20 protein-coding genes are annotated in these 25,309 nt (G+C 73.4%); 9 read left to right on the plus strand and 11 right to left on the minus strand.

The features are described from left to right. Positions 1–77 precede the first annotated feature (77 nt). From AB0Q96_RS04040 to AB0Q96_RS04070, 7 genes are all read right to left on the minus strand, one after another. Positions 78–1,052, minus strand: a complete 975-nt coding sequence (locus AB0Q96_RS04040; protein ID WP_365321444.1) for a BadF/BadG/BcrA/BcrD ATPase family protein — start codon at positions 1,050–1,052, stop codon at positions 78–80. Beyond that, positions 1,043–2,308: a 6-phospho-beta-glucosidase gene (locus AB0Q96_RS04045; protein ID WP_365321445.1), complete on the minus strand. Its 1,266-nt coding sequence runs from the start codon at positions 2,306–2,308 to the stop codon at positions 1,043–1,045. The genes AB0Q96_RS04040 and AB0Q96_RS04045 overlap by 10 nt, the downstream gene beginning before the upstream one ends. Before the next feature lie 9 nt (positions 2,309–2,317). Next, a complete protein-coding gene (locus AB0Q96_RS04050; RefSeq protein WP_365321446.1) occupies positions 2,318–3,220 on the minus strand; it encodes a carbohydrate ABC transporter permease in 903 nt (300 codons plus the stop codon). A 3-nt stretch (positions 3,221–3,223) separates the two neighbouring features. Next, entirely contained in the window at positions 3,224–4,165 is a 942-nt protein-coding gene (locus AB0Q96_RS04055) for a sugar ABC transporter permease (protein WP_365321447.1), read from the minus strand. Positions 4,166–4,172: 7 nt separating this feature from the next. Next, positions 4,173–5,516 carry an ABC transporter substrate-binding protein gene (locus AB0Q96_RS04060; protein ID WP_365321448.1) on the minus strand — a complete coding sequence of 448 codons (1,344 nt, stop codon included), beginning with the start codon at positions 5,514–5,516 and terminating at the stop codon, positions 4,173–4,175. Positions 5,517–5,565: 49 nt separating this feature from the next. Next, a complete protein-coding gene (locus AB0Q96_RS04065; protein WP_365321449.1) occupies positions 5,566–6,786 on the minus strand; it encodes an ROK family transcriptional regulator in 1,221 nt (406 codons plus the stop codon). Between the two features lie 167 nt (positions 6,787–6,953). Further along, positions 6,954–8,018, minus strand: coding sequence for a mechanosensitive ion channel family protein (locus AB0Q96_RS04070; protein ID WP_365321683.1), 1,065 nt, complete (start codon positions 8,016–8,018; stop codon positions 6,954–6,956). Between the two features lie 259 nt (positions 8,019–8,277). On the opposite strand from AB0Q96_RS04070, the gene AB0Q96_RS04075 reads away from it, so the two are divergent. Beyond that, complete coding sequence (locus AB0Q96_RS04075) at positions 8,278–8,841, plus strand: HNH endonuclease (protein ID WP_365321450.1); 564 nt, start codon at positions 8,278–8,280, stop codon at positions 8,839–8,841. A gap of 67 nt (positions 8,842–8,908) precedes the next feature. On the opposite strand, the gene AB0Q96_RS04080 is transcribed toward AB0Q96_RS04075, so the two are convergent. Next, the gene (locus AB0Q96_RS04080) at positions 8,909–12,010 is read right to left on the minus strand and encodes a beta-N-acetylglucosaminidase domain-containing protein (protein ID WP_365321451.1); all 3,102 of its coding nucleotides are present in this window, start codon (positions 12,008–12,010) and stop codon (positions 8,909–8,911) included. Between the two features lie 259 nt (positions 12,011–12,269). On the opposite strand from AB0Q96_RS04080, the gene AB0Q96_RS04085 reads away from it, so the two are divergent. From AB0Q96_RS04085 to AB0Q96_RS04095, 3 genes are read left to right on the plus strand one after another with little or no spacing between them, the layout of a single operon-like run. Next, positions 12,270–12,449, plus strand: a complete 180-nt coding sequence (locus AB0Q96_RS04085; RefSeq protein WP_046907263.1) for a hypothetical protein — start codon at positions 12,270–12,272, stop codon at positions 12,447–12,449. Position 12,450: 1 nt separating this feature from the next. Further along, the gene (gene malQ / locus AB0Q96_RS04090; RefSeq protein ID WP_365321452.1) at positions 12,451–14,559 is read left to right on the plus strand and encodes a 4-alpha-glucanotransferase; all 2,109 of its coding nucleotides are present in this window, start codon (positions 12,451–12,453) and stop codon (positions 14,557–14,559) included. 20 nt (positions 14,560–14,579) lie between these two features. After that, complete coding sequence (locus AB0Q96_RS04095; RefSeq protein ID WP_132914142.1) at positions 14,580–14,810, plus strand: hypothetical protein; 231 nt, start codon at positions 14,580–14,582, stop codon at positions 14,808–14,810. 81 nt (positions 14,811–14,891) lie between these two features. Here the strand turns inward: AB0Q96_RS04095 and AB0Q96_RS04100 are convergent, their stop codons facing one another. Next, the gene (locus AB0Q96_RS04100; RefSeq protein WP_365321453.1) at positions 14,892–15,413 is read right to left on the minus strand and encodes a MarR family transcriptional regulator; all 522 of its coding nucleotides are present in this window, start codon (positions 15,411–15,413) and stop codon (positions 14,892–14,894) included. A gap of 127 nt (positions 15,414–15,540) precedes the next feature. Between AB0Q96_RS04100 and AB0Q96_RS04105 the strand changes: the two genes are divergently transcribed. The 5 genes from AB0Q96_RS04105 to AB0Q96_RS04125 all read left to right on the plus strand — a co-directional run bounded on the left by AB0Q96_RS04105 (position 15,541) and on the right by AB0Q96_RS04125 (position 21,466). Then, positions 15,541–16,560 (plus strand): EamA family transporter, encoded by a 1,020-nt coding sequence (locus AB0Q96_RS04105; protein WP_365321454.1) that lies wholly within the window; start codon positions 15,541–15,543, stop codon positions 16,558–16,560. Between the two features lie 5 nt (positions 16,561–16,565). Further along, a complete protein-coding gene (locus AB0Q96_RS04110; RefSeq protein ID WP_365321455.1) occupies positions 16,566–17,501 on the plus strand; it encodes a DMT family transporter in 936 nt (311 codons plus the stop codon). 42 nt (positions 17,502–17,543) lie between these two features. Next, positions 17,544–18,467 (plus strand): LysR family transcriptional regulator, encoded by a 924-nt coding sequence (locus AB0Q96_RS04115; protein ID WP_365321456.1) that lies wholly within the window; start codon positions 17,544–17,546, stop codon positions 18,465–18,467. A gap of 108 nt (positions 18,468–18,575) precedes the next feature. Next, a complete protein-coding gene (gene alc / locus AB0Q96_RS04120) occupies positions 18,576–19,712 on the plus strand; it encodes an allantoicase (RefSeq protein WP_365321457.1) in 1,137 nt (378 codons plus the stop codon). Between the two features lie 47 nt (positions 19,713–19,759). Further along, positions 19,760–21,466, plus strand: a complete 1,707-nt coding sequence (locus AB0Q96_RS04125) for an FG-GAP-like repeat-containing protein (protein WP_365321458.1) — start codon at positions 19,760–19,762, stop codon at positions 21,464–21,466. Between the two features lie 66 nt (positions 21,467–21,532). Here AB0Q96_RS04125 and pepN read toward each other — a convergent pair whose 3' ends face one another. Both pepN and AB0Q96_RS04135 read right to left on the minus strand, forming a co-directional pair. Further along, a complete protein-coding gene (gene pepN, locus AB0Q96_RS04130; protein ID WP_365321459.1) occupies positions 21,533–24,109 on the minus strand; it encodes an aminopeptidase N in 2,577 nt (858 codons plus the stop codon). Between the two features lie 163 nt (positions 24,110–24,272). Then, a complete protein-coding gene (locus tag AB0Q96_RS04135) occupies positions 24,273–25,289 on the minus strand; it encodes an aspartate-semialdehyde dehydrogenase (RefSeq protein WP_365321460.1) in 1,017 nt (338 codons plus the stop codon). Positions 25,290–25,309 lie beyond the last annotated feature (20 nt).

Raw genomic sequence — 25,309 nt, forward strand, 5'->3', positions numbered from 1 at the left:
TCGTACGAGTGAACGCGCGTGCGGGGCGCCCCGTGAGGGAACGCCCCGCATCCGCACCGCACCCGCACCCGCGCCGGTCAGGCCCCGTAGTGCTCCCGGAGCCGTGCCGCCGCGGCGGGGGCCGCGCCCCAGGCGTCCAGGGCCAGCAGCCCCGCGCCCAGCACCGGCGGGGCGGTCACCACGCCGATCACCGCCTTCGGGGCCTTCGCCGCGAGGAGCTCCGCGATCCGCGCGTCCAGCCGCGGATGGCGGGCGGCCAGCACGCTGCCGCCCAGCATCACCGGGGCCGCCTCGTCGAGCAGCCCGAGCCGCCCGAGGGCGACCGAGGCCAGCGCGACGACCTCGTCGGCCAGCCGGTCCACCAGCGCCCCGGCGACCGGGTCGCCCGCCGCGCTCGTACGGAACAGCACCGGGGTCAGCTCGTGCCGGCGCTCCACCGGTATCCGCCCCAGGTGCAGCGCCTCGATCAGCGCGTACATCGTCGGCAGTCCGAAGTGCTCCGGCAGGGTGCGGGCGAGCTCCGTGGGCTCGCCCCGCCCGTCCTCGGCGCGCGCCGCGAACCACAGGGCCTCGTCGGCGAGTCCGCCGCCCCCGCCCCAGTCGCCGGAGATCTTCCCTATCGCGGGGAACCGGGCGGTCCGCCCGTCCGGCAGCATGCCGACGCAGTTGATGCCCGCCCCGCACACCACGGCCACCCCCCGCGGCTCGTCGATGCCGGCCCGCAGGATCGCGAAGGTGTCGTTGTGGACGTGGACCGAGCGGCTCCAGCCGCGCGCCTCCAGGGCCGCCTGGAGCTCCGCCTCCTCCACCGGGAGGTCGGCGTTGGCGAGGCAGGCGGCGACCACCTCGAACTCCGCCGGCGTCCCGGCCGAGGCACAGGCCCGGCCGACGATCTCGGCGAGCGCGTCGACGGCCGTCCCCACCCCCACCACGGGCGGCTGGAACCCGCCGCCGCGCGCCGCGCCGAGGACGGTGCCGTCCTCGGCGACGACGGCGACGTCGGTCTTGCTGTTGCCGGCGTCGACGGCCAGGGCCACCCGTCTCACGCCCACGCGAGGTGCTCCCGGTTGTGCGCGACCAGCCGGTCGGTGAGCGCCTCGGCGTACTCGAACTGCCCCACCAGCGGGTGCGCGAGCAGCGCCTTGAACACCCGGTCCCGGCCGCCCTTGAGCGCCGCCTCCAGCGCCAGGTCCTCGTAGGCGGTGACGTGGGCGACCAGGCCCGCGTACAGCGGGTCGAGCCGCGGCACCGCCAGCGGGGTGGCACCGTTCGCGCCCACCGCGGCCTGCACCTCGATCACGGCGTCGTCCGGCAGGAACGGCAGCGTGCCGTTGTTGTACGTGTTCACCACCTGGTACGGGGAACCGCCCCCGCCGAGGAGGGAGGCGGCCAGGTCGACGGCGGCCTCCGAGTAGAAGGCGCCGCCGCGCTTGCCGAGCAGCGCCGGCTTCTCGTCGAGCGCGGGGTCCCCGTACATCTCCAGGAGCTGCTTCTCCATCGCGGCGACCTCGGCGGCCCGCGAGGGCTTGGAGCCGAGCTCCCGCACGACGGCGTCGTGCGCGTAGAAGTAGCGCAGGTAGTACGAGGGGACGACGCCGAGCCGGTCCACGAGCTCCCGGTCCATGCGCAGGTCGGCCGCGACGGCGTCGCCGTGCTCGGCGAGCAGCCGGGGCAGCACGTCCTCGCCCTCGGGGCCGCCGAGCCGTACCCCGGTCTCCCAGGTCAGGTGGTTGAGGCCGACGTGGTCGAGGTGCACCTCGCCGGGGGAGACGTCGAGGAGCGCGGCGAACTTGCGCTGGAAGCCGATCGCCACGTTGCACAGGCCGACCGCCTTGTGCCCGGCCTGGAGCAGCGCCCGGGTGACGATGCCGACCGGGTTGGTGAAGTCGATGATCCAGGCGTCCGGGTTGGCCCGGCGCACCCGTTCGGCGATGTCCAGGACCACGGGGACCGTGCGCAGCGCCTTGGCGAGGCCGCCGGCGCCGGTGGTCTCCTGGCCGACGCAGCCGCACTCCAGCGGCCAGGTCTCGTCCTGTTCGCGGGCGGCCTGCCCGCCGACGCGCAGCTGGAGCAGGACGGCGTCCGCGCCCTCCACCCCCGCGTCGAGGTCCGAGGTGGTGACGATCCGGCCCTCGTGCCCCTGCTTGGCGAAGATCCGCCGGGCGAGGCCGCCGACCAGGTCGAGCCGGTCGGCGGCCGGGTCGACGAGGACGAGTTCGGTGATGGGCAGGGTGTCGCGCAGACGCGCGAACCCGTCGATCAGTTCGGGGGTGTAGGTGGAGCCGCCCCCTACGACAGCGAGCTTCATGACAGTGGGCTAGCCCTTCACTCCGGTCAGCGTGACACCCTCGACGAACGCCTTCTGGGCGAAGAAGAAGACGAGGATCACGGGGGCCATGACCAGGACGGTCGCGGCCATGGTCAGATTCCAGTCGGTGTGGTGCGCGCCCTTGAAGGACTCCAGGCCGTAGCTCAGGGTCCACGCCTTCGGGTTCTCCGAGGCGTAGATCTGCGGTCCGAAGTAGTCGTTCCACGCGGCGAAGAACTGGAAGAGCGCGACGGCCGCGATCCCCGGCTTCGCCATCGGCAGCACGACCCTGACGAGGGTGCGCAGTTCGCCGCAGCCGTCCACACGGGCCGCGTCGAGGTATTCGTTCGGGATGGTCAGCAGGAACTGGCGCAGCAGGAAGATGGAGAACGCGTCGCCGAAGGCCATCGGGATGATCAGCGGCCACAGCGTGCCGGACAGGTCCAGCTCCTTGGCCCAGAACAGGTACATCGGGATGATCACGACCTGCGGCGGCAGCATCATCATCGAGATCACCAGGATCAGCGAGAGGTTGCGCCCGCGGAAGCGGAACTTGGCGAGCGCGTACGCCACCGGGATCGAGGACGCCACCGTCAGGACGGTGCCGAGCCCCGCGTACAGCAGGGTGTTGCGCCACCAGATGAGGAAGTTCGGGGTCTCGAAGACGCGGACGTAGTTGCCCCACTCCCAGGTGTCCGGGGTGAGGTCGCGGGTGAGCGCCTGCTGGTCGCTCATCAGCGAGGTGAACAGGACGAAGACGAACGGCAGCACGAAGAACAGCGCGGCGGCGACGCCGAGCGAGTGCACCGCGATCCAGTGCAGCAGTGCCTTGCGGCGGGCGGTCCGGGCGGCGGGGGTGACCCCGTCGGTCCGCCGCTCCCGGGTCTTCGGGGCGTCGAGCACCTGGCTCACGGGTCAGTCACCTGCCTGGATCAGGCCGCCGCGGCGGCGCATGAGGAGGCCGGTGAAGAGCATGGCCAGGGCGAAGAGGACGAGGGCGATGGCGCAGGCCGCTCCGTAGTCGAAACGCTGGAAGCCGAGGTTGTAGACGAGCTGCGGCAGGGTCAGCGTGGACTTGTCCGGGTAGCCGGGCTCGAACGGCTGGCCGGAGCCGCCGATGACGCCGGAGGCGACCTTCCCGGCCACCAGTGGCTGGGTGTAGTACTGCATCGCCTGGATGACGCCGGTGACCACGGCGAACATCACGATCGGCGAGATGTTCGGCAGCGTCACGAACCGGAACCGCTGGAGGGCCGAGGCCCCGTCCAGCTCGGCCGCCTCGTACTGCTCCTTCGGTACGTCGAGCAGCGCGGCCATGAAGATGACCATGAGGTCGCCGACGCCCCACACCGCGAGCATGGTGAGCGCGGGCTTGGACCAGGCGGCGTCGGTGAACCAGCCGGGGCCGGTCACGCCGACCCCGTCGAGCAGCGAGTTCACCGGTCCGGTGCCGGGGTTGAGCAGGAAGACGAAGGCGAGCGTGGCCGCGACCGGCGGGGCCAGGTACGGCAGGTAGAACAGGGTGCGGAAGACCCCGGCGCCGGTCTTGATCTTGGTGATGAGGAGGCCGACGCCGAGTCCGAAGACGACCCGGCAGGCGACCATCACCACGACCAGCCACAGGGTGTTGCGCAGCGCCGGCCAGAACATGGGGTAGTCCCGGAAGATGTACGTCCAGTTGTCCAGGCCGTTGAAGGACGGGGCGCCGAAGCCGTCGTAGTGCATGAAGGAGAAGTAGACGGTGGAGACCATCGGGTAGGCGAAGAAGACGCCGAACCCGATCAGCCACGGCGACATGAAGGCCGCGGTCCGAAGCGCCGACCTGCGGCGCCTCGCGCGAAGGGTGTGGGTGGTCATCGGCGGGCTACTTCGCCTTGGCGATGTCGGTGTCGATCTGCTCGGCGGTCTTCGCCAGGCCGGCCTTGAGGTCGGGCACCGAGCCCTTCTCGTACTGGAGGGCGAAGTCCTGGAGGGTGTTGAGGTAGCTCGCGCCGTTGATCGCGCCGGCCGGGGTGTTGGACTTCTCGTGCTTGGCGATGTCGAGGAAGGTCTTGAAGCGCGGGTCGAACGTCAGCTTCGGCGAGTTCAGCGCCCCGAAGGTGGAGGGCACGTTGCGGATGTCGTTGGCGAAGGCGACGACGGCGTCGGTGTCCGTGGTCATGAACTTGATCAGTTCCCAGGCGGCGTTCTGCTTCTTGCTCTGCGGGGCGATGCCCATGACCGTGCCGGAGAGGAAGCCCTTGCCGTAGTCGGCGGCCTGGCCGTCCGGTACGGGCATGGGGGCGACGCCGATGTCGAAGGGCACCTTGGCGTCGGTGGCCATGCCGAGCCGCCACTCGCCGTCCATCTGCATGGCGACCTGGCCGGTGTGGAAGGGGTGCGTGGAGCCCCACTCGTCGCCGAAGGTGGTGCGGTACTTCGCCAGCTTCTCGTAGCCGCCGAGTTCGTCGACCATCTTCTTCTGGACGGTCATCATCTCGGCGATGCCGGGCTCGGTGCCGACGGTCGACTTGCCGTTCGCGTCGAAGTAGGCGGGGCCCCAGCTGCCCAGGTAGTGCTCGCTGGTGGTCTCGTAGCCGTGGTAGTTCGGCATGAAGCCGAGCTGCTCGTACGAGTCGCCCTTGGGCTTCGTCAGCGCCTTGGCGGTGGTCAGCAGCTCGGAGTAGGTCCGCGGCGGCTTCTCGGGGTCCAGGCCGGCCTTCTTGAAGGCGGTCTTGTTGTAGTAGAGGCCGTAGGCGTCGGTGAGCAGCGGCATCGCGCAGCGCTTGCCCTCGAACTGGGTGTACCCGAGCAGCGTCTTGGGGATGATCTTGTCGAGGTCCAGCTTCGACTTCTCGATGAACGGCTTCAGGTCGGCGAGGGCGCCGGAGGAGCAGAACTTGCCCACGTTGGACGTCGTGAAGGACGAGACGACGTCGGGGCCCTTCGAACCGCCCGTGCGCAGCGCCTGGTTCAGTTTGTCGTCGTCGATGCCGCCGATGACGTCCACCGTGATGTTCGGGTGCGCCTTCTCGAAGCGGGCGATGTTGTTGTTGATCGCCTTCACCTCGGACGGGGTGTTCCAGCCGTGCCAGAAGGAGATCGTCGTCTTCGCGTTCGGGTCGTCGGCGGAGCCGTTGTCCGCCGAGCCGGTACAGGCGGAGGCGAAGAGGGCTATGGAGGCGGTGGCGGCGAGCGAGGCGGCGAGCCGGCGCTGGCGTGCGGGCATGGCGGGTCTCCCTGGAACGGGCGGGGCGGGGGCGGGGGCGGTTCGGGGACTAGCGGGAGGTGTCGAAGACCTCGTCCCGGGTGGCGGCCAGGGCGCATTCGAGCGCGCCCCGCAGGACGGGGGTGGGTTCCACGGTGGCGAGGACGAGCCGTGGCCGGGAGGCGGCCAGGTCGGTGAGCTGGGTCTGGACGCGGGCCCGCAGCGGTTCGCCGCCGGCGGTGATGGCGAGTCCGGCGAGCACGAGGACCTCCGGGTCGAGCACGGCGACGAGGGAGGCGAGTCCGGTGGCGAGGCGTTCGGCGTAGCTGTCGAGGAGTCGGGCGTACCGCTCGTCCTCGGTGTGCGCGGAGGCGGCGTGCGTGAGGAGCGCGGCCGCGGTCTCCACGTACGGCTGCTCGCGGGTGTCGATGCCGAGGGACTTGGCGATCCGGGGGATGGCCTGGACGCCGGCCAGCTCCTGGAAGCCGCCGGAGTTGGCCTTGGTGACCTGGCGGACCAGCGGGGTGCCGGGCACCGGCAGGAAGCCGACCTCGCCGGCGCCGCCGGTGAAGCCGCGGTGCAGCCGCCCGCCGAGCACGAGGGCCGCGCCGACGCCGGTCTCGCTCCACAGCAGCACGAAGTCCTGGTGGCCGAGGGCGGCTCCCAGGCGCTGCTCGGCGATGGCGACGAGGTTGACGTCGTTCTCGTACTCGAAGGGCATGGGCAGGGCGACGGCCAGCTCGTCCAGGAGGGTGGGGGAGTGCCAGCCGGGCAGGTGGGAGGCGTACCGCAGGCGCCCGGTGGCGGGGTCGAAGGCGCCGGGGGTGCCGATGACGAGTCGGTGCACGTCCGCGAGCCCGCCGAGCCCGGCGGCGGCGACGGCCCCGGCGAGGGCGTCGACGACCTGCCGGACCACGCCGCCCTCCGCCGTACGGCCGGGCGTCGGCAGCTCGAACTCGCCGACCACCTCGCCGGTGACGTCGGCGACGGCCGCGCGGATCCGGCGCGGCGTGACGTCGAGCCCCGCCGCGTGGGCGGCCCGCGGGTTCACCGCGTACAGCTGCGCGTTGGGTCCGGGGCGCCCGGCGGTGGTGCCGGTCTCGACCACGAGTCCGGCGGCTTCGAGGCGGGCGAGCAGCTGCGAGGCGGTCGGCTTGGAGAGGCCGGTCAGCTTGCCGATCCGGGTCCGCGACAGGGGGCCGTGGGCCAGCAGCAGTTCGAGTGCGGCGCGGTCGTTCATGGCGCGCAGGACGCGCGGGGTTCCGGGGGTTCCCGGGGTCGTACCTGCCATGTCGGATCCGCCTCGTCCCGCCGCACTGTTAGGAAAGTTTCCTATTGGGTTGGGAGGAAGGTAAGACGCCCGTCACCGGGGCGTCAAGAGGCCCGCCACGACCGGACACGCGAAAGGGGCGCCCCGCCATCATCGGCGGGACGCCCCTGCGCGCGTACCGGGAACCGCTACTTGGTCAGGTCCGGCCTCGGCAGCGGCGTGGCCGCCGCCGACTGGGGGGAGGTCGGGGAGGCGAAGGCGGACGGGGCCGCCACCCCCGCCGACGGGTCGGCCGGCGACTCCTCGGCCTGCGCCGGGAGCACCCCGCCGACGATCCGGATGCCCGCCGCGTCCAGGGCGCGCTTGACCCGCCAGCGCAGCTCGCGCTCCACACCCAGCTTCTTGCCCGGCATCGTCTTCGCCGAGAGACGGATCGTCATCGAGTCGAGCAGCACCTCGCTCAGGCCCAGGATCTCCACCGGGCCCCACAGGCGCTCGTTCCAGGGCTCTTCCTTCGACATGGCCTCGGTGGCCTCGGCGATGACCGCCGACACCCGGTCCAGGTCCTCGGTCGGGCGGACCGTCACGTCCACCCCGGCGGTCGCCCAGCCCTGGCTGAGGTTGCCGATCCGCTTGATCTCGCCGTTGCGGACGTACCAGATCTCGCCGTCGACCCCGCGCAGCTTCGTCACCCGCAGGCCCACCTCGACCACCTCGCCGGAGGCGACCCCCGCGTCGATCGAGTCGCCCACCCCGTACTGGTCCTCCATGATCATGAACACCCCGGAGAGGAAGTCCGTCACCAGGTTGCGCGCGCCGAAACCGATCGCCACACCGGCCACACCGGCCGAGGCCAGCAACGGCGCCAGGTCGATCTGGAAGGCGCCCAGGACCATCAGACCGGCGGTGCCGAGGATGAGGAACGAGGCGACCGAGCGCAGCACCGAGCCGATGGCCTCCGAGCGCTGCCTGCGCCGCTCGGCGTTGACCAGGAGACCGCCGAGGGCCGTCCCCTCCACCGCCTGCGCCGAGCGGTTCATCCGCTCTATCAGCTTCGTCAGGGCCCGGCGTATCAGCATCCGCAGGGTCAGGGCCACGACCAGGATCAGCACGATCCGCAGACCCGTGTTCAACCAGGTGGACCAGTTCTGCTCCACCCACCCGGCGGCGTTCGTCGCCGTCTCGGCGGCCTCGTCCAGCGTCACCGGAACGGTGGGCGGCGCGTCGGCGGTCGGCAGGGCGGACCAGAGCACGGGGGGCACGGGGGGACCTCCAGGGCAGGGGCGGGGCAATCCGTCCACAGTAACGGGGACACGGCACGCCCCGGTCGGTGTGTGCACAGGGGAAGACGGGCCAAGCCGGGCGAAGACTCCCGGATGTCCGCCGATGTGGTCGAGAACACCTCGGGGCCGTTACCCGTACGTGGTGGCGCACGGACCAGGCATGAGGAGAGACTGAGAGCAGTTTCGTCCCGGCGCGAGCCACGCGCCGCCGGCGTCATAGGAGGCATCCGTGCCGCATGTCCTGGTCCTCAACGCGTCGTACGAGCCACTCGGCGTCGTACCGCTCCGCCGCGCGCTCGTCCTCGTCCTGGAGAACAAGGCACTCTGCCTCGAGGAGTCCGGCGCCTTCCTGCACAGCGAGAGCCGTGTCCTGGCCGCACCCAGTGTGGTGCGCCTCAAGCGGTTCGTGCGGGTCCCCTACCGGGGGCCCGTTCCCTTGACCCGCAGAGCACTGTTCGCCCGGGACGGCGGGCGCTGCATGTACTGCGGTGGCGTCGCAACCAGCGTCGACCACGTCATTCCGCGCAGCCGCGGGGGGACGCACGCCTGGGAGAACGTCGTGGCGGCCTGCCGCCGCTGCAACCACGTCAAAGCCGACCGGCACCTGCGCGAACTGGGCTGGCGGCTGCGGCACCAACCCGCCCCGCCGACCGGACTGGCCTGGCGGATCATCGGGACCGGCCACCGCGACCCGCGGTGGCTTCCCTACCTCCAGCCGTACGGCGCGGACGACGCGCTGGCCCGGATCGACGCGGTCGTCACCACCCCCCAGGGGGTCGTGACGACGAGTTGAGCCGGGCCTTTCGCGTTCCGGGCGCACCGCGCGTCCCCCCGTACCGGAGCCTTCCCTTACGGGAAGCTCAGGGGGAGACGGGCGGGGCGCCCCGCTCCCCTTCCGGGGCGTCCGACGCCGGTGCGTCCGGGCCCGGCGCGTCCGGCGCCGGGGCGTCCGCCGGGGTGCCGGACGGCGTGCCCGGAGCCTTCCCCGGCGGCTCCGCCACCGCGTAGACCTCCACGGACCAGAGCGAATAGCCGTACTCCGTCGCCCGCGCCTCGCCCCGCACCCGTACGAAGCGGGTGTCCGGCGCGTCCATCCGCACCGACTCCCGCCCGCCGCGCCCGTCGCCGACCGTGGCGGCCGTACGCCAGCTCCGCCCGTCCGGGGAGACCTCCACCCGATAGCGGCTCGCGTAGGCGTCCTGCCAGTGCAGCACCACCCGCCCCACCCGGGCCGGCTCCGCCAGCTCCAGCCGCCACCAGGCGTCGTCCTCGGCGGGCGAGGACCAGCGGGTCGCCGGATCGGCGTCCACGGCCAGCGCGGCCGGGAAGTCGGGCGTCTCGTCGCCCGAGGACGAGGCCGTGCCCGTCGGCGCCAGGTCCGGGCCCGCCGTCCGGGGGAACGCCCGCACCGTCAGGACCCGCTCCTCGCCCGCGAACGCCACCGGGACCGCGTACGCGCCGGCCGGCGTGCCCGCGGCCACCGACACCTCCAGCGGCACCGCCGTCCGGGTGCCGCGCGGCACCAGCGCCTCCTTGGGCAGCCGCACCGTGATCCCCTTCGGCGCCCGCGCGGTCAGCGCCCCGCGCACCTCGGCCGCCCGCCGCCCCTCCAGGGTCGCGGCCACCCGCACCGGCGGGCCGCCGATCTCCGCGTCGGTCCGCGCGCGCTCCAGTTCCAGGGCGGCCCGCGGCTCGTCCGCGAACCACGGCACCAGCGACCGCACTCGCCCCGCCGGCCCGCTCCACGCGACCCGCACCGCGTCCGCGCGCAGCCCCGCCAGGTCCGCCTGCGTCCACCCCGAGGCCGCCAGCGGGCCGACCGCCCGCCAGCCCTCGCCGGGCACCAGAGCCTCCAGGGTGCCGGCGGACCCGGTGCCGGGCTCCGTCATCACGGTGACCGTCTCCACCGGCCGGGCCCGGTCGATCCGGACCGTGTACGCGTCCTCGGCCGCGTCCGACTTCAGCCCCGGACCGCGCTCCCGGTCGGCGCCCGTCCAGGCCGCCGACTCCGTCGCCGCGCGCGCGAGGAACGGGTCGAGCACGCCCTTGCCGACGGTCACCCCTCCCGACCCCAGCGCCTCCCGCCGCCGCTCCAGTTCCAGCTGGGCCCGCCACGCCCCGGCGCCGTCGCCGCGCGCCTGCGCGAGCAGCATGTCGACGGCCGTCTCGCCCGCCCGCCCGTACCGCGCCAGCTCGTCGAGCCAGGGGCCGGCCTCCGCGCCCAGGGCACCGCCCGCCGTCCCGGCCAGCCGCCGGGGCGCCTCGCGCATCACGGTGAACGCGGCCCGCAGTTCCCGCGCGGCCTTCTCCCGGGCGGCCTTGCCCCCGGCACCGGTGCGGCTCGCCCAGAAGGCGTCCGTCAGCGGCTTCAGATAGGCCGACTCGGCGTCCGGGGCGAGCAGCGAGGAGGCGCCGTTCCCGGCGAGCGCCGCCAGCGCCGCGCGCGCGGCCGGGTCCGGCCCCGCCAGGTCGTCCACCGCGGCCCGCCAGGACTCCTGCGGCCGGTAGCCCTTCGGGTTCCACGCGAAGTCGGCGGCCGTGAACAGCGGCACGCGCGAGGCCGTGGCCTGCTCCATGGCGTTGGCCAGGAACGCGGCGCTGCCGACGGCGACGGCCGGCTCCCGGCCCGTGGCGGGACCGAGGAAGAGCCGGTCCTGGGCGTAGTCGTTGACCGGGTAGTCGTCCATGGTGACCAGCGGGTGCCGCAGCACGTCGCGGGCCTCGGCCAGCTGACGCCCGGTGATGGTCCGCGGCACCGCCCCGACGCCCGTCCACGCCACCTGCACCCGCGGGTCGAGGGCCTCCGCCAGCGCCTTCCGGTACTCCGTCGCGCCGTCCTGGTAGTACTCCGTCGGCATCAGCGACAGCGGCTCCGCCCCCGGGTGCCGCTCGGCCAGGTGCCGGGCGACCGCCCCCGCCACGCGCGCCTGCGCCCGGGCCGCGGCCTCGGGGCCGCGCCCGAAGACCTCGGCGTCCGCCGAGCAGCGCCACTCGCTGTAGCTGACGTCCTGGAACTGGAGCTGGAAGGCGCGCACCCCCAGCGCCCACATGGCGTCCAGCTTCCCGGTGAGCGCCGCCAGGTCCCGGTCCGAGGACAGGCACATGGCCTGGCCGGGGGAGACCGCCCAGGCCAGCGTCACGTGCTGGGTGCGGGCCCGGTCGGCGAGCTCGCGGAACGCGGCCCGCTCGGCGGCCGGATAGGCATCCCGCCACAGCGCCCGGCGGTACGGATCGTCCCCCGGCGCGTACAGATAGCGGTTCTGCTTGGTGCGGCCCAGGAAGTCCATCTGCGCCAGCCGCCGCTCACGGCTCCAGGGGCGCCCGTAGAAGCCCTCGGTGATCCCGCGCACGGCGGTGCCGGGCCAGTCCCGCACCCGGACGCCCGGCAGGCTCCCGTCGGCGCGGACCAGCTGACGCAGCGTCTGCACCGCGTGGAACAGGCCGTCCTCGCCGGCCCCGTCGAGCACGACCGTGTCCCGGCCCTGGAAGCGGCCCGTCGCGAGCCGGTAGCCGCCGTCCGGCAGATCGCCCCGCCCGGCCACCCCCAGGGCGCCCAGCGCCTCACGGGCCCCGCTCGCCCCCTCGCCCACCCGGACCACCGCGCCCCGCCCGGGCAGCGCCTCGTGGACGGTGCGCGCCCCGGCGGCCCGCAGCAGCGCGCGCAGCGCGGCCACGGCGTGCGGGTCGGCGTCCGGGGCGGCCAGCAGCGTCACCTCGGGCCCGAGCGCCACGGCCGCGCCCACGGCGGTCAGGGACTGGGGCCGCGGCCAGACCGACGGGGGCCCGGCGGGCGTCGCCCACGGGCCGGCCGGCCGTGCCTCCGGGGCGGTGGCGGGAGGGGCCGGTACGACGGGTGCGTCCGGCGCCGCCACGGCCGGGACCGGCGCGCCGAGGCCGAGCAGGCCGCCGACGACCGCGAGGGCCACCGCGGTCGCCGCCCGCCTCCTGTGTCCGAAGTGCACGGGGGCTCCCTCCGGTCCCGTGGGTCACGATTCGATGACGAGCCCACCATCCGGGCCGACGGAGTGTCAATGCGCCTGGTCGAACTGCCCGGTTTGCCCCTCGGGCTTTCGGCGAGGTGGCGTCGATTCGTCAAGTTCCGCCGGTAAAACGGGGAGCGATGGGTAAGGCTTCCCGTGCTGTCCCCCTTGTCTTACCTGTCGAGACCGTCGAGACGACCCGGGAGATCCCGTGAACGCGACCGACCACTCCGCCCCCCGGATACGCGAGCAGACCCCCGCACCGATCCGGATCCCGAGGCAGGGGCCGCTCACCAGCGAACCGCCCCTCGCCGACGCGGCCCCCCTCACCAGCGAGCCGCCGCTGATCGAGGCGGCCCCCCTCACCAGCGAACCCACCGCCCGGGGTACCGCCGGCGGTACGGAGTCACCCGGAGTGTGAAGTGACCCTGGCCCGACTCGCCGCCCTGCACGGCGTCGCCACCGAGTACGCCCCCTCCGAAGGCGTCACGGTCACCGTGCCCGAGGCCACGGTGGTGGCCGTCCTGCGCGCCCTGGACGTCGACGCGTCCACCCCCGAGGCGGTCGCCGCCGCGCTCGACGCGGCGGACCGGTCCGGCCGCGCCCGGCTCCTGCCGCCCACCGTCGTCCACTGGCGGGACGGGCCGCCGCGCCCGGCGCTCGGACTGCCGCCCGGCACCCGCCTGACCGTGACCACCGAGGACGGCACCACCGTCATCGGCGAGAGCGCCGCCGCCGGCAAGGGGCCCGACTGGACCGGCCTCCCGCTCGGCGTGCACCGGCTCGCCGCCGAGGCCCCCGATGGGCGCCGCTGCGCTGGCACCCTGATCGTCGCGCCCGCCTACGCGCCGGGGCCCGAAGCGCGCGCCCACGGGCTGCTCGTGCAGCTCTACTCGCTGCTCTCCACCCGCTCCTGGGGCATGGGCGACCTCGGCGACCTGCGCGAGCTCGCCGACTGGGCGGGCCGGACCCACGGTGCCGGGTTCGTCCAGGTCAACCCGCTGCACGCGGCCGTGCCCGGGGCGCCCACCGACCCCTCCCCGTACCGCCCCTCGTCCCGCCGCTTCCCCGACCCGGTGCACCTGCGGATCGAGGACGTCCCCGAGTACGCGCACGTCGACCCGGCCCGCCGCGAGGAGCTCGACCGGGTCCTCGCCGACGCCGCCGAGCTGCGCGAACGGGTGCTCGGCAAGGGCGCGCTGATCGACCGGGACGCCGTGTGGGAGGCCAAGCGGCGGGCGCTGGAGCTGATCCACACCGTGGAGCTCGGCCCCGGCCGCCGCGCCGCCTACCGCGACTTCCTCGCCGAGCGCGGGCGCGCCCTGGAGGACCACGCCACCTACCAGGCGCTCGCCGAACGCCACGGGCACCACTGGCGCCGCTGGCCCGAGGAGCTGCGCGACCCGCGGACGGCCGAGGCGGCGGTCCGGGCCGACGCCGAGCTCACCGCCAGGGTCGACTTCCACTGCCGGCTCGCCTGGCTGACGGACGGCCAGCTCGCCGCCGCCTCGCACACCGCCCGGCGGGCCGGGATGGCGGTCGGGATCGTCCACGACCTGGCCGTCGGCGTCCACCCGGACGGCTCCGACGCCTGGGCCCAGCAGCACGTCTTCGCCGCCGGCATGTCGGTGGGCGCCCCGCCCGACGCCTTCAACGCGCGCGGCCAGGACTGGGGCCTGCCGCCCTGGCGCCCCGACGCGCTCGCCGCCGAGGGCTACGCCCCGTACCGGGGTCTGCTGCGCGAACTGCTGCGGCACGCGGGCGCCCTGCGGATCGACCACGTCATGGGTCTGTTCCGGCTCTGGTGGGTGCCCGAGGGCGGCGAGCCGACCGAGGGGACGTACGTCCGCCACGACGCCGAGGCCATGCTCGCCGTCCTCGTCCTGGAGACCCACCGCGCCGGGGCCTCGGTCATCGGCGAGGACCTCGGCACGGTCGAGCCGGGGGTACGGGAGGCGCTCGCCCGGCGCGGGGTGCTCGGCACCTCCGTGCTCTGGTTCGAACGGGACTGGGCCGGCACCGGCCGCCCGCTGCCCCCGGAGCGGTGGCGGGCCGACTGCGTGGCCACCGCCACCACCCACGACCTGCCCTCCACCGCCGCCCGGCTCTCCGGCGCCCATGTGACGCTGCGCCACCGGCTCGGGCTGCTCACCGGCGACCTGGGGCGCGAGCGGACCAGGGACGCGGCCGAGACCGCGGAGTGGCTGGGGCTCCTCCAGCGGCGCGGGATGCTGCCGGAGGGCCCGGGCGACGAGGCGGCGGAGATCAGGGCCCTCCACCGGTTCCTGGCCGCCACCCCGGCGCGGATGGTCGGGGTGTGGCTGCCGGACGCGGTGGGGGACCGCCGGCCGCAGAACCTGCCCGGCACCTGGGACCAGTACCCCAACTGGCGGCTGCCGCTCGCGGGTCCCGACGGGCAGCCGACGACCCTGGAGGAGCTGGCCGCGTCGCCGCGCGCGCACGACCTGTTCCGGGTGCTCGCGGAGGAGGTCGGGGCCCGTACGGCACCCCCGGGCGCGCGGTCCGTTTAGGTGTTCGCTACTTTTGCACCGTGGACAAGAAGAACGCCCTGCGCGCCGGTGCTGTCGCGGCCGGTACGACGCTGATGATGCTGCTCATGTCGTCCCCCGCGCTCGCGCTCACCCGCGACGACGGTGACGACCCGGCCCCCAAGCTGAGTGTCGCGGAGACCCTCGGCCTCTACGTCGCCGCACCGCTGGTGCTCTTCCTGGTGATCATCGGCCTGGTGGCCGTGCTCGACAAGTCCCGGAAGAAGGCGTAAGCCCCACCCGTTCCTCACGAGGGCGTCGCACGGTACCCGGTACCGCGCGGCGCCCTCGCCTTTTCGCACCGTGGTGGCGCGTCACACCGTCGTGGCGAGCAGCCTGCGCAGGAGCGCCGAGAGCTGCTCCGACTCCTCCGGGCTGAGCGCCGCCTCCAGGGCCGCGGCCTGCTGGGCGAGCCCGGCGCCGACGGCCTGGTCCACGAGGGTGCGGCCCTCCTCGGTGAGGGTGACCCGCAGCCCGCGCCGGTCGTTCGGGTCGGGGCTCCGGGTGATCAGACCGGCCCGCTCCAGCTTGTCCAGACGGCCCGTCATCCCGCCGGTCGTGATCATCAGCGTGGCGGTCAGCTGACGCGGTGAGAGCGTGTACGGCTCCCCGGAGCGCCGCAGCGTCGCGAGGACGTCGAACTCGCCCAGCGACATCCCCCCGTACGGCGCGTACGCCTTGTCCACCTTGCCGCGCATCGCGCCGGCCAGCCGGTAGATCCGCCCGAAGACGGCCATCGGCAGGGTGTCCAGGTCCGGGCGGACGGCGGCCCACTGGTCGGTGATGGCGTCGACGGCGTCGTGGCCGGGCCCGGTGGCGGGCGTGTGCTTCTCCATGAACCCAGTCTCCTCTCTCTGCTGACTCGATGGCAAGAAAGCCACTTGCAAGTAAGTAGCTTAGTGGTAAGTTAATTACCAGCAAGCCACCCGGCGAGCTGCCAGCCACCTCAGGGGGGAACCTGCCATGTCCCGCAAGGCCGCAACCGTCGCACTGACCGCGATCGCCCCCATCTCCTGGGGCTCCACCTACTTCGTGACCACCGAGTTCCTGCCGCCCGACCGGCCGCTCCTCACCGGTCTGCTGCGCGCCCTGCCCGCCGGTCTCCTCCTCCTGGCCCTCACCCGCAAGCTGCCGCAGGGGGCCTGGTGGTGGAAGTCCGCGGTCCTCGGCGCCCTGAACATCGGAGCCTTCTTCCCGCTCCTCTTCCTCGCCGCCTACCGCCTGCCCGGCGGAGTGGCCGCCGTCGTCGGCTCGGTCGGCCCGCTCTTCGTCGTCGGCCTCGCCGCCCTCCTCCTGGGCGACAAGCCCACCGTGAAGGCCCTGCTCACCGCCATCGCCGCCGCCTTCGGCGTCAGCCTCGTGGTCCTCAAGGCCGGAGCCGCGCTCGACACGATCGGCGTCGTCGCCGGACTGCTCTCCGCGCTCTCGATGTCCGCGGGCACCGTCTTCACCAAGCGCTGGGGCCGCCCCGAAGGCGTCGGCGCGCTCGCCCTCACCGGCTGGCAGCTCACCGCGGGCGGCCTGATCATCCTGCCCGTCGCCTTCCTGATCGAGGGCGCCCCGCCCGCCCTGACCGGCGCCAACCTGGCCGGCTACGCCTACCTCGCCTTCGGCAACACCGCGATCTCCTACTTCCTCTGGTTCCGCGGCATCGAGCGGCTGAGCGCCTCCTCCGTCACCCTCCTCGGCCCGCTCTCGCCGATCACCGCCGCCGTCATCGGCTGGGCCGCGCTCGGCCAGGCGCTCGGTCCGGTGCAGCTGCTCGGCATGGTGGTCGCCTTCGGCGCCACCCTGATCGCCCAGATGGGGCCGCGCACTCCGAAGGCGCAGAAGAAGCCCGCGGAGGCCGCGGAGGCCGCCGGGATCGCTGAGACCGCCGGGGTCGCCAGGACCACCGGGACCGCCCCCGAATCGTTCAGTTCTACTGAAGAGAACGGTCAGGAAGTTTCGATGGACCTGGAGAGTTCGGCGGTGCGACGGTAGGGCGCATGACGCAGACCCGGATCACCACCCGCCACCCCACCGAGAGGCCGGCGCCCGCGAGAAGACTCGCGAAGGGCGCCGGCCTCGGCGTGCTGTTCGCCCTGCTCGCCACCGTCGTCTGGTCCGGCAGCTTCGTCGCCACCCGGGACATGGCCGACAGCGTCCCGCCCGTCCAGGCCGTCTTCTGGCGCTGGGTCATCGCGCTCGCCGCCGTCGCCCCGTTCGCCGCCCGTCCGTTCTGGCGGCAGCGCGCGGTCCTCCGCCGGCACCTCGGCTTCGTCGCCCTCGCCTCGCTGTTCGGCGTCGCCCTCTACAACACCCTGGTGCACCAGGCCGGGCTGACCACCTCCGCCTCCAACATGGGCATGATCATGGCCGCCTCGCCGGTGCTCATGGCCGTCTACGCCCGCCTCGGCGGCGAACGGCTCGGGGTCCGCCGCGTCGTCGGCATGCTGGTCGCCGCCCTCGGCGTGCTCCTGCTCGTCGGCAAGGGCTCCCTCGCCGTCGACTTCACCACCGGCGACCTGTGGATGTTCGCCGCGGCCCTGTCCTTCGCGTCGTACAGCGCCCTGCTCAAGCGCAAGCCCGCCGAGATCGACCAGCTCGCGTTCCTCTTCACCACCTTCCTGCTCGGCGCCCTGATGCTCGCCCCCGCGTACGCGGTCTCCCTCACCGTCCAGGGCGGCTTCACCGCCGGCGTCGGCACCGTCGGCCCCCTCCTCTACGTCGGCGTCCTCTCCTCCGCCGTCGCCTTCTTCGCCTGGAACCGGGCGATCTCCCTCATCGGCGCGGCCCGCGCCGGCGTCGTCTACTACCTCCAGCCCGTCTGCGTCGCCCTCCTGTCGTACCTCCTCCTCGGCGAACGGCTCGGCCTCGCCGGGGGCGCGGCCATGGCGCTCATCCTCGGCGGGGTTGCGCTGAGTTCGTCCCCCAAGCTCTAGGCTCCGCCCGAGCAGGGGGGACCCCCGGGTAGGTTGCGGCCCATGACCGAGTGGGACATCAAGAAGCTCCAGATCCTCCGCACCCTCCGTGACCGCGGCACCGTCACCGCGAGCGCGGAGGCGCTGCTCATGACCCCCTCGGCCGTCTCCCAGCAGCTCACCAATCTGTCGAAGCAGCTCGGCGTGCAGCTCCTGGAGGCGCACGGGCGCCGGGTCCGCCTCACCGACGCCGCGCACCTGGTGCTGCGGCACGCCGAGGCGGTCTTCGCCCAGCTGGAGCGGGCCGAGGCCGAACTCGACGCCCATCTGCGGGGCGAGGCGGGACGGGTCAGGGTCGCCGCGTTCTCCACCGCCGTGCCCGCGCTCGTCGTCCCCGCCGTACAGGCGCTGCGCACCGCCCACCCCGGGCTCGACGTGCGCGTCCGGGAGGCCGAGGCGGCCGAGGCGTACGAGCTGCTCACCGCGGGCGAGGTCGACCTGGCCCTCTCGCTCGCCGCCCACGCGCCCACCGCCCGCGACCCCAAGTACAGCCGCGTCCCGCTGCTCGCCGACCCGCTCGACGTGGCCCTGCCCGAAGGGCACCCGCTCGCCGAGGCCCCCGGGCTGCGGCTCGCCGACCTCTCCGCCGAGCCCTGGATCTACGGCGGTTCGGGCCCCTGGTCGGAGATCACCACCGCGGCCTGCGAGGCGGCCGGCTTCGTCCCCGAGCAGGCGCACAGCGCGGCCGGCTGGACCGCGATCCTCGCCATGGTCGAGGCCGGCATGGGCGTGGCCCTGGTCCCGCGGATGGCCGCCGCCGAACGCCGCACCGGGGTCGTGATGCGGGTGCTCTCCGCCGACCAGCCGCGCCGCCATGTCGTCGCCGCGGTGCGCAGCGGGGCGGAGGAGCGCCCGGCCGTGGCCCGGGTCCTGGCGGCGCTGCGGCGGGCCGCCGTGCAGCGGGAGACGCCGGAGGTCTTCCCGTAGGCCGACGGCGGGGCGGCGGACCGCCCGGCGACCGTTCAGTCCGGCTGAACGACGACCTCGAAAACATTCGATGGACCCGGGAGTCGGCCCGGCGGCACAGTCGAGGACATGAGCCTCGACCACGACACCGCCCAGGACCCGCACGCCAACGACGCCGCCCCCTACGCCGGCGGCGACCCGTACGCCGACTACCGGACCGGTGACTTCCCGTACACCGAGCTCGTCGACCTCGCCGACCGCCGCCTCGGTGCCGGAGTGGTCGCCGCCGACGACGAGTTCTTCGCCGAGCGCGAGAACCTGCTCGTCCGCGAGCGGGCCGTCTTCGACCCCGAGCACTTCGGGCACAAGGGCAAGATCATGGACGGCTGGGAGACCCGCCGCCGCCGGGGCGCCGACGCCGACCACCCCTTCCCGGCCCCCGAGGACCACGACTGGGCGATCGTCCGCCTCGGCGCGCCCGGCGTCATCCGCGGCATCATCGTCGACACCGCCCACTTCCGCGGCAACTACCCGCAGCGGGTGAGCGTCCAGGCCGCCGCCGTCGAGGGCTCGCCGAGCCCCGAGGAGCTGCTGGACGCGACGTGGGAGGAGCTCGTCCCGCCCACCCCCGTCCGGGGCCACGCCGCCAACGGCTTCGAGATCACCGCCGAGCGCCGCTACACCCACCTGCGGCTCTGCCAGCACCCCGACGGCGGCATCGCCCGCCTGCGCGTGCACGGCGAGGTCGTCCCCGACCCCGAGTGGCTGGACGTCCTCGGCACCCTCGACCTGGCCTCCGTGCTCAACGGCGGTGTGTACGAGGACGCCTCCGACCGCTTCTACTCCTCGCCCACCCAGATCATCCTGCCCGGCACCTCCCGCAAGATGGACGACGGCTGGGAGAACCGGCGCCGCCGGGTGCGCGGCACCAACGACTGGGTGCGCTTCCGGCTCGCCGCCCAGGGCGCCGTACGGGCCGTCGAGATCGACACCGCCTACCTCAAGGGCAACTCGGCGGGCTGGATCGCCCTCCAGGGCTGCAACGGCGACCCCTCGGGCGGCGCCGAGTGGTTCGAGATCATCCCCCGCACCCGTCTCCAGCCCGACACCCTCCACCGCTTCACGCTCCCCGCGCGGGCGGTCGTCACCCACGTCCGGCTCGACGCCTTCCCCGACGGCGGCGTCGCCCGGATGCGGCTGCACGGCGCCCTCACCGACCAGGGCGCGGCGGAACTCCGCGCCCGGTACGCGCGGCTGACCGCCTGACGGACCTCCTGTCAGGTACACGAAAAGGATCATTAGGCTCTCGGGTCATGAGACTTCTCCAGAGAGCGATGGTCGCGCTCGCGCTGCTGGTCACCGCGGTCCTCACGACCGCGGGGCCGGCCGCCGCCGACACCGTCGACCCCGCCACCGCACCGCCGACGCGCGTCATCTCGTACAACGTCTGCGGCGCCTCCACCTGTCAGAGCCCGCTCGACCTGGCCACCTGGACCGCCAGGATCAAGGCGCAGACGCTCGCCTGGGACGCCGACGCCCTGATGCTCCAGGAACTCTGCTTCACCCAGTGGACGGCGGTGCGCGACGCGCTGGCCGACGCCGGCTACACCGCCGTCTGGGGCTTCGCCACGAAGACCTCCGGCTGCGGCCACTGGGGCGGCACCGACAACGGCTTCGGTCTCGGCGTCTTCGTCAAGGCCCCCGCGATCGACCGCTACACGGCCAATCTGACCACCCCCGGCACCGAGCCCCGCCCGGTGCTCTGCGCCCGCGGCCCGGTCGACGGCCGGCCCACCCTCGTCTGCAACGTCCACCTCGACCAGAAGATCACCCCCGACAACGGCTCCGCCGAGGCCCTCGCCCACGCGGAGACCTGGGCGGCCGGACTCCCGGTGATCTTCGGCGGTGACTTCAACGCCGGTACGGAACCGGTGTACGACCCGATGCTCGACCCGGTCCGCCAGGGCCGCCCCGGCACCGGCCCGTTCATCGAGGCCGACGAGAACGACCGCGACTTCTTCACCCCGGACTGCCTCGCGGCCGGCGCCACCACCTGCCGCTCCGGCGAGCCCACCGTCGCCTCCGGCAAGAAGTTCGACCACGTCTTCCTGAACACCCGCGACTTCCGCACCGTCCGCGCCGACGCCCTCGAACCCGAGCCCGAGGGCACCACCGCGCTCTCCGACCACAAGCTGCTGCGCGCCGCCGCGTACCCCAGGTCCCAGCCCGGCGACCTGACCGGCGACGGGCGGCCCGACCTCGTCGCCGTCAAGGACGACGGCGCCCTGCGCCTCTACCCCGGCACCGGCACCGGCGCCGTCTCCGGCATGCGCCAGATCGGCACCGGCTGGGCCGGCGCCGCCGTCAGCCACCGCGGCGACTGGACCGGCGACGGCCGCGAGGACGTCCTCGCCCGCATCGGCGACGACCTGTGGGTCTACCCGAACATCGGCAACGGCGAGCTCGGCACCCGCGTCGCCATGGGCGGCCGCCCCACCGGCTGGTCCAACGCCGGCGCCCTCCCGCTGGCCGCCGGCGACGTGGACGGCGACGGCCTGCCCGACGTCCTCGTCCGCAGCACCACCGGCCTCTGGCTGCACCGCGGCGGACCGGCCGTCGACGGGAAGCCCACCTTCGCGCCCCGCGCCGCCGTCAAGGTCGGCGGCCCCGAATGGGCCGGCTACGACGTGATCCTGCCCGGCGACGTCACCGGCGACGACAAGGCCGACGTCTGGAGCCGCGACCGCGCCACCGGCGAGATCAGGCGGCACGTGAGCAAGGGAGCGGCGCTGCTCGCCGCCGACCCGGCCCCGCTGACCGGCGGCCCCGCGACCGTCGCCGAACGACGCCTCGCCGTCTCGGCCGGCGACGTGACCGGCGACGGCCTGCCGGACCTGTGGACCACCCGTACCAACGGCACGGCCGAGAACCTGGAGGTCCTCCCCGGCACCGCCACCGGCCTCGGCACCCCGGTCACCATCGGGACCGGCGGCTGGCAGTGGCTCACCGCCCTGGGCTGACCCGCCAGAACGAGGAGTGCCCCGAACCGAGGAACGGTCCGGGGCACTCCCGTGTCTGCCGGAGGATCAGACGGCCGCGGCGTCCGCCGCCTGCGCCTTCAGCGCGCGCTCGACACCCGCGCGGGACTCCGTCACCATGCGGCGGAGCGCCGGCGCCGGGTCGTTCGCGGCGATCCACGCGTCCGTGGCGTCCAGGGTCTCCTGCGAGACCTGGAGCGACGGGTAGAGACCGACCACGATCTGCTGCACGATCTCGTGGCTGCGGGTCTCCGAGATGCCCTTGATCGCGGCGAAGTACTTCGCCGTGTACGGGGCGATCAGCTCGCGCTGGTCGGCCTGCACGAAGCCGCCGATCACGGCCTCCTGCACCGCGTTGCCCAGCGTGTCGCCCTCGACGACCTGGGCCCACGCCTCGGCCTTGGCGGCCTCGGTCGGACGGGCCGCGCGGGCCGTCGCCGCGTGGCGCTCGCCCGCGGCGGTCCGGTCGCGCTCCAGCTCCGCAGCGATCTCCGGCTCGTCGAACCGGCCGGTCGCCGCGAGCCGCTGCACGAACGCCCAGCGCAGCTCGGTGTCGACGGCGAGACCGTCGACCGTCACGTCACCCGCCAGCAGCCCGGCGAGCACGTCGAGCTCGGCGTCCTCGCGGGCGGTGGCCGCGAAGGCCCGCGCCCAGGCCAGCTGGTGGTCGCTGCCCGGCGCCGCCGCCCGCAGCTGCTCCTGCGCGAAGGCGCCCCAGCGGGACAGGCCCTCGGCCCGCCACTCCGGCGCCGCGTACAGGTCGAGGGCCGCCTTGACCTGGCCCTGGAGCGACTGGACCACGCCGATGTCGGTCTCCTTGGCGATGCCGGAGAGCACCAGGTCCAGGTAGTCGCGGGTGGCCAGCTCGCCGTCGCGGGTCATGTCCCAGGCCGAGGCCCAGCACAGCGCCCGCGGCAGGGACTCGGTGAAGTCGCCCAGGTGCGCCGTGACGTTCTTGAGGGACACCTCGTCGAGGCGGACCTTGGCGTACGACAGGTCGTCGTCGTTGAGCAGCACGACCGCCGGACGGCTCTTGCCGACGAGCTGCGGCACCGAGGTCAGCTCGGCCGCCTCGATGTCCAGCTCGACCCGCTCGGTGCGGACCAGCTTGCCGGCCGCGTCCAGGTCGTAGAAGCCGATGGCGATGCGGTGCGGGCGCAGGACGGCCTCGCCCTTGGCGCCGGCCGGCAGCGCCGGGGCGGTCTGGCGGACGGCGAAGGCGGTGATGGAGCCGTTCTCGTCGGTCTCGATCTCGGGCCGCAGCACGTTGATGCCCGCGGTCTCCAGCCACGCCTTCGACCAGGCCTTCAGGTCACGGCCGGAGGTCTCCTCCAGCGCGCCCAGCAGGTCCGTCAGACGCGTGTTGCCGAAGGCGTGGGCCTTGAAGTACGCCTGCACGCCCTTGAAGAACTCGTCCTGGCCGACGTAGGCGACGAGCTGCTTCAGGACGGAGGCGCCCTTGGCGTACGTGATCCCGTCGAAGTTGACGAGCACGTCCTCCAGGTCGTTGATCTCCGCCATGATCGGGTGCGTCGACGGCAGCTGGTCCTGGCGGTAGGCCCAGGTCTTCTCCGCGTTGGCGAAGGTCGTCCAGGCGTTCGGCCAGCGGGTGCCCTCGACGGAGGCCTGGCAGGCGACCGAGGTGTAGGTGGCGAACGACTCGTTCAGCCACAGGTCGTTCCACCACTCCATGGTGACGAGGTCGCCGAACCACATGTGGGCGAGCTCGTGCAGGATGGTCTCGGCGCGCCGCTCGTACGCGGCGTCCGTGACCTTCGAGCGGAAGACGTACTGGTCGCGGATGGTGACCGCGCCCGCGTTCTCCATCGCGCCCGCGTTGAACTCGGGCACGAACAGCTGGTCGTACTTCGCGAACGGGTAGTCGTACGCGAACTTCTCCTGGAACCAGCCGAAGCCCTGGCGGGTCACGTCGAAGATGTGGTCCGCGTCGAGGAACTCCGCGAGCGACGGGCGGCAGTAGATGCCCAGCGGCACGACCTGGCCGTCGGGGCCCTCGTACGAGGAGTGCACCGCGTGGTACGGGCCGACGATCAGCGCGGTGATGTACGTGGAGATGCGCGGGGTCGGCTCGAACACCCACACGTCGTCCTTGGGCTCCGGCGTGGGGGAGTTGGAGATGACCGACCAGCCGGCCGGGGCCTTCACGGTGAACTGGAAGGTCGCCTTGAGGTCGGGCTGCTCGAAGGAGGCGAAGACGCGACGCGCGTCCGGCACCTCGAACTGGGTGTAGAGATAGGCCTGGCCGTCGACCGGGTCGACGAACCGGTGCAGACCCTCACCGGTGTTGGTGTACGCGCAGTCGGCGACGACCTTCAGCTCGTTCCGCCCCTGCGCGAGGTGCGGGAGCGCGATCCGGGAGTCCCGGAAGACGGCGGCGACGTCGAGGGCGTGCCCGTTGAGCACGACCTCGTGGACGGCGGGGGCGACGAGATCGATGAAGGTCTCGGCCCCGGCCTCGGCGGAATCGAAGCGGACGGTGGTGACGGACCGGTAGGTGCCGCCCTCCTGCGCACCGGTGAGGTCGAGGTCGACCTCATACGCGTCCACGGACAGCAGCTTCGCCCGCTGCGCCGCCTCTTCACGGGTCAGGTTTGTGCCAGGCACCCGGTCAACTCCTCGGTTTCGTGACGTTTGGGCCATCCTTCCACGGGGTGTGTCAGCGGCGCACCGCACATTTCCCAGGGCGAACAAGCGAAGGGCGGCCATCCCACGGATGGCCGCCCTTCGTCACTGTTCGTCAGGATTCGTCCCGCCGGTGTCCCGGTCCTCAGCCCTTGAGCTCGGCCGCGACCAGCTCCGCGATCTGCACCGCGTTCAGGGCGGCGCCCTTGCGCAGGTTGTCGTTGGAGACGAAGAGCGCCAGGCCGTGGTCGACGGTCTCGTCGACGCGGATGCGGCCCACGAAGGAGGCGTCCTTGCCGGCCGCCTGGAGCGGGGTGGGGATCTCGGAGAGCTCGACGCCCTCGGCGTCCTTCAGCAGCTCGTGGGCGCGCTCGACGCTGATCGGACGCTCGAAGCGCACGTTGACCTGGAGCGAGTGGCCGGAGAAGACCGGGACGCGCACGCAGGTGCCGGAGACCTTGAGCTCCGGGATCTCCAGGATCTTGCGGGACTCGTTGCGGAGCTTCTGCTCCTCGTCGGTCTCGAAGGAGCCGTCGTCGACGATCGCGCCGGCCAGCGGCAGCACGTTGAAGGCGATCGGACGCTTGTAGACGCCCGGCTCGGGGAAGTCGACGGCCCCGCCGTCGTGGGTCAGCGCGGCGGCACCCTCGACGACGGCCTTGACCTGCCCGTCCAGCTCGGCGACACCGGCCACGCCGGAGCCGGACACGGCCTGGTACGTGGTGGCGACCAGCGCGACCAGGCCGGCCTCCTGGTGCAGCGGCTTGAGGACCGGCATGGCGGCCATCGTGGTGCAGTTCGGGTTGGCGATGATGCCCTTGGGGCGGTCCTTGATCGCGTGCGGGTTGACCTCGGACACGACCAGCGGGACCTCGGGGTCCTTGCGCCAGGCGGAGGAGTTGTCGATCACGACGGCGCCCTGGGAGGCGACCTTCTCGGCGAGGGCCTTGGAGGTGGCGCCGCCCGCGGAGAAGAGCACGATGTCCAGGCCGGTGTAGTCGGCGGTGGCGGCGTCCTCGACGGTCACGCCGTCCAGGACGGTGCCGGCGGAGCGGGCCGAGGCGAAGAGTCGCAGCTCGTCGATGGGGAAGTTCCGCTCGGCCAGGATCCTGCGCATGACTGTGCCGACCTGACCGGTGGCTCCGACGATTCCGACCTTCACGGGGACTCCTCCATACATCT

Origin of the sequence: Streptomyces sp. NPDC093111, assembly GCF_040683955.1 — a bacterium.
In the GTDB taxonomy this organism is placed as follows: domain Bacteria; phylum Actinomycetota; class Actinomycetes; order Streptomycetales; family Streptomycetaceae; genus Streptomyces.

Coding starts and splice junctions, on each gene's coding strand:
- AB0Q96_RS04045 (WP_365321445.1), bottom strand. CDS start 2,308: ATGAAGCTCGCTGTCGTAGGGGGCGGCTCCACCTACACCCCCGAACTG.
- AB0Q96_RS04055 (WP_365321447.1), bottom strand. CDS start 4,165: ATGACCACCCACACCCTTCGCGCGAGGCGCCGCAGGTCGGCGCTTCGG.
- AB0Q96_RS04060 (WP_365321448.1), bottom strand. CDS start 5,516: ATGCCCGCACGCCAGCGCCGGCTCGCCGCCTCGCTCGCCGCCACCGCC.
- AB0Q96_RS04065 (WP_365321449.1), bottom strand. CDS start 6,786: ATGGCAGGTACGACCCCGGGAACCCCCGGAACCCCGCGCGTCCTGCGC.
- AB0Q96_RS04100 (WP_365321453.1), bottom strand. CDS start 15,413: ATGGAGAAGCACACGCCCGCCACCGGGCCCGGCCACGACGCCGTCGAC.
- AB0Q96_RS04105 (WP_365321454.1), top strand. CDS start 15,541: ATGTCCCGCAAGGCCGCAACCGTCGCACTGACCGCGATCGCCCCCATC.
- AB0Q96_RS04110 (WP_365321455.1), top strand. CDS start 16,566: ATGACGCAGACCCGGATCACCACCCGCCACCCCACCGAGAGGCCGGCG.
- AB0Q96_RS04115 (WP_365321456.1), top strand. CDS start 17,544: ATGACCGAGTGGGACATCAAGAAGCTCCAGATCCTCCGCACCCTCCGT.
- alc (WP_365321457.1), top strand. CDS start 18,576: ATGAGCCTCGACCACGACACCGCCCAGGACCCGCACGCCAACGACGCC.
- AB0Q96_RS04125 (WP_365321458.1), top strand. CDS start 19,760: ATGAGACTTCTCCAGAGAGCGATGGTCGCGCTCGCGCTGCTGGTCACC.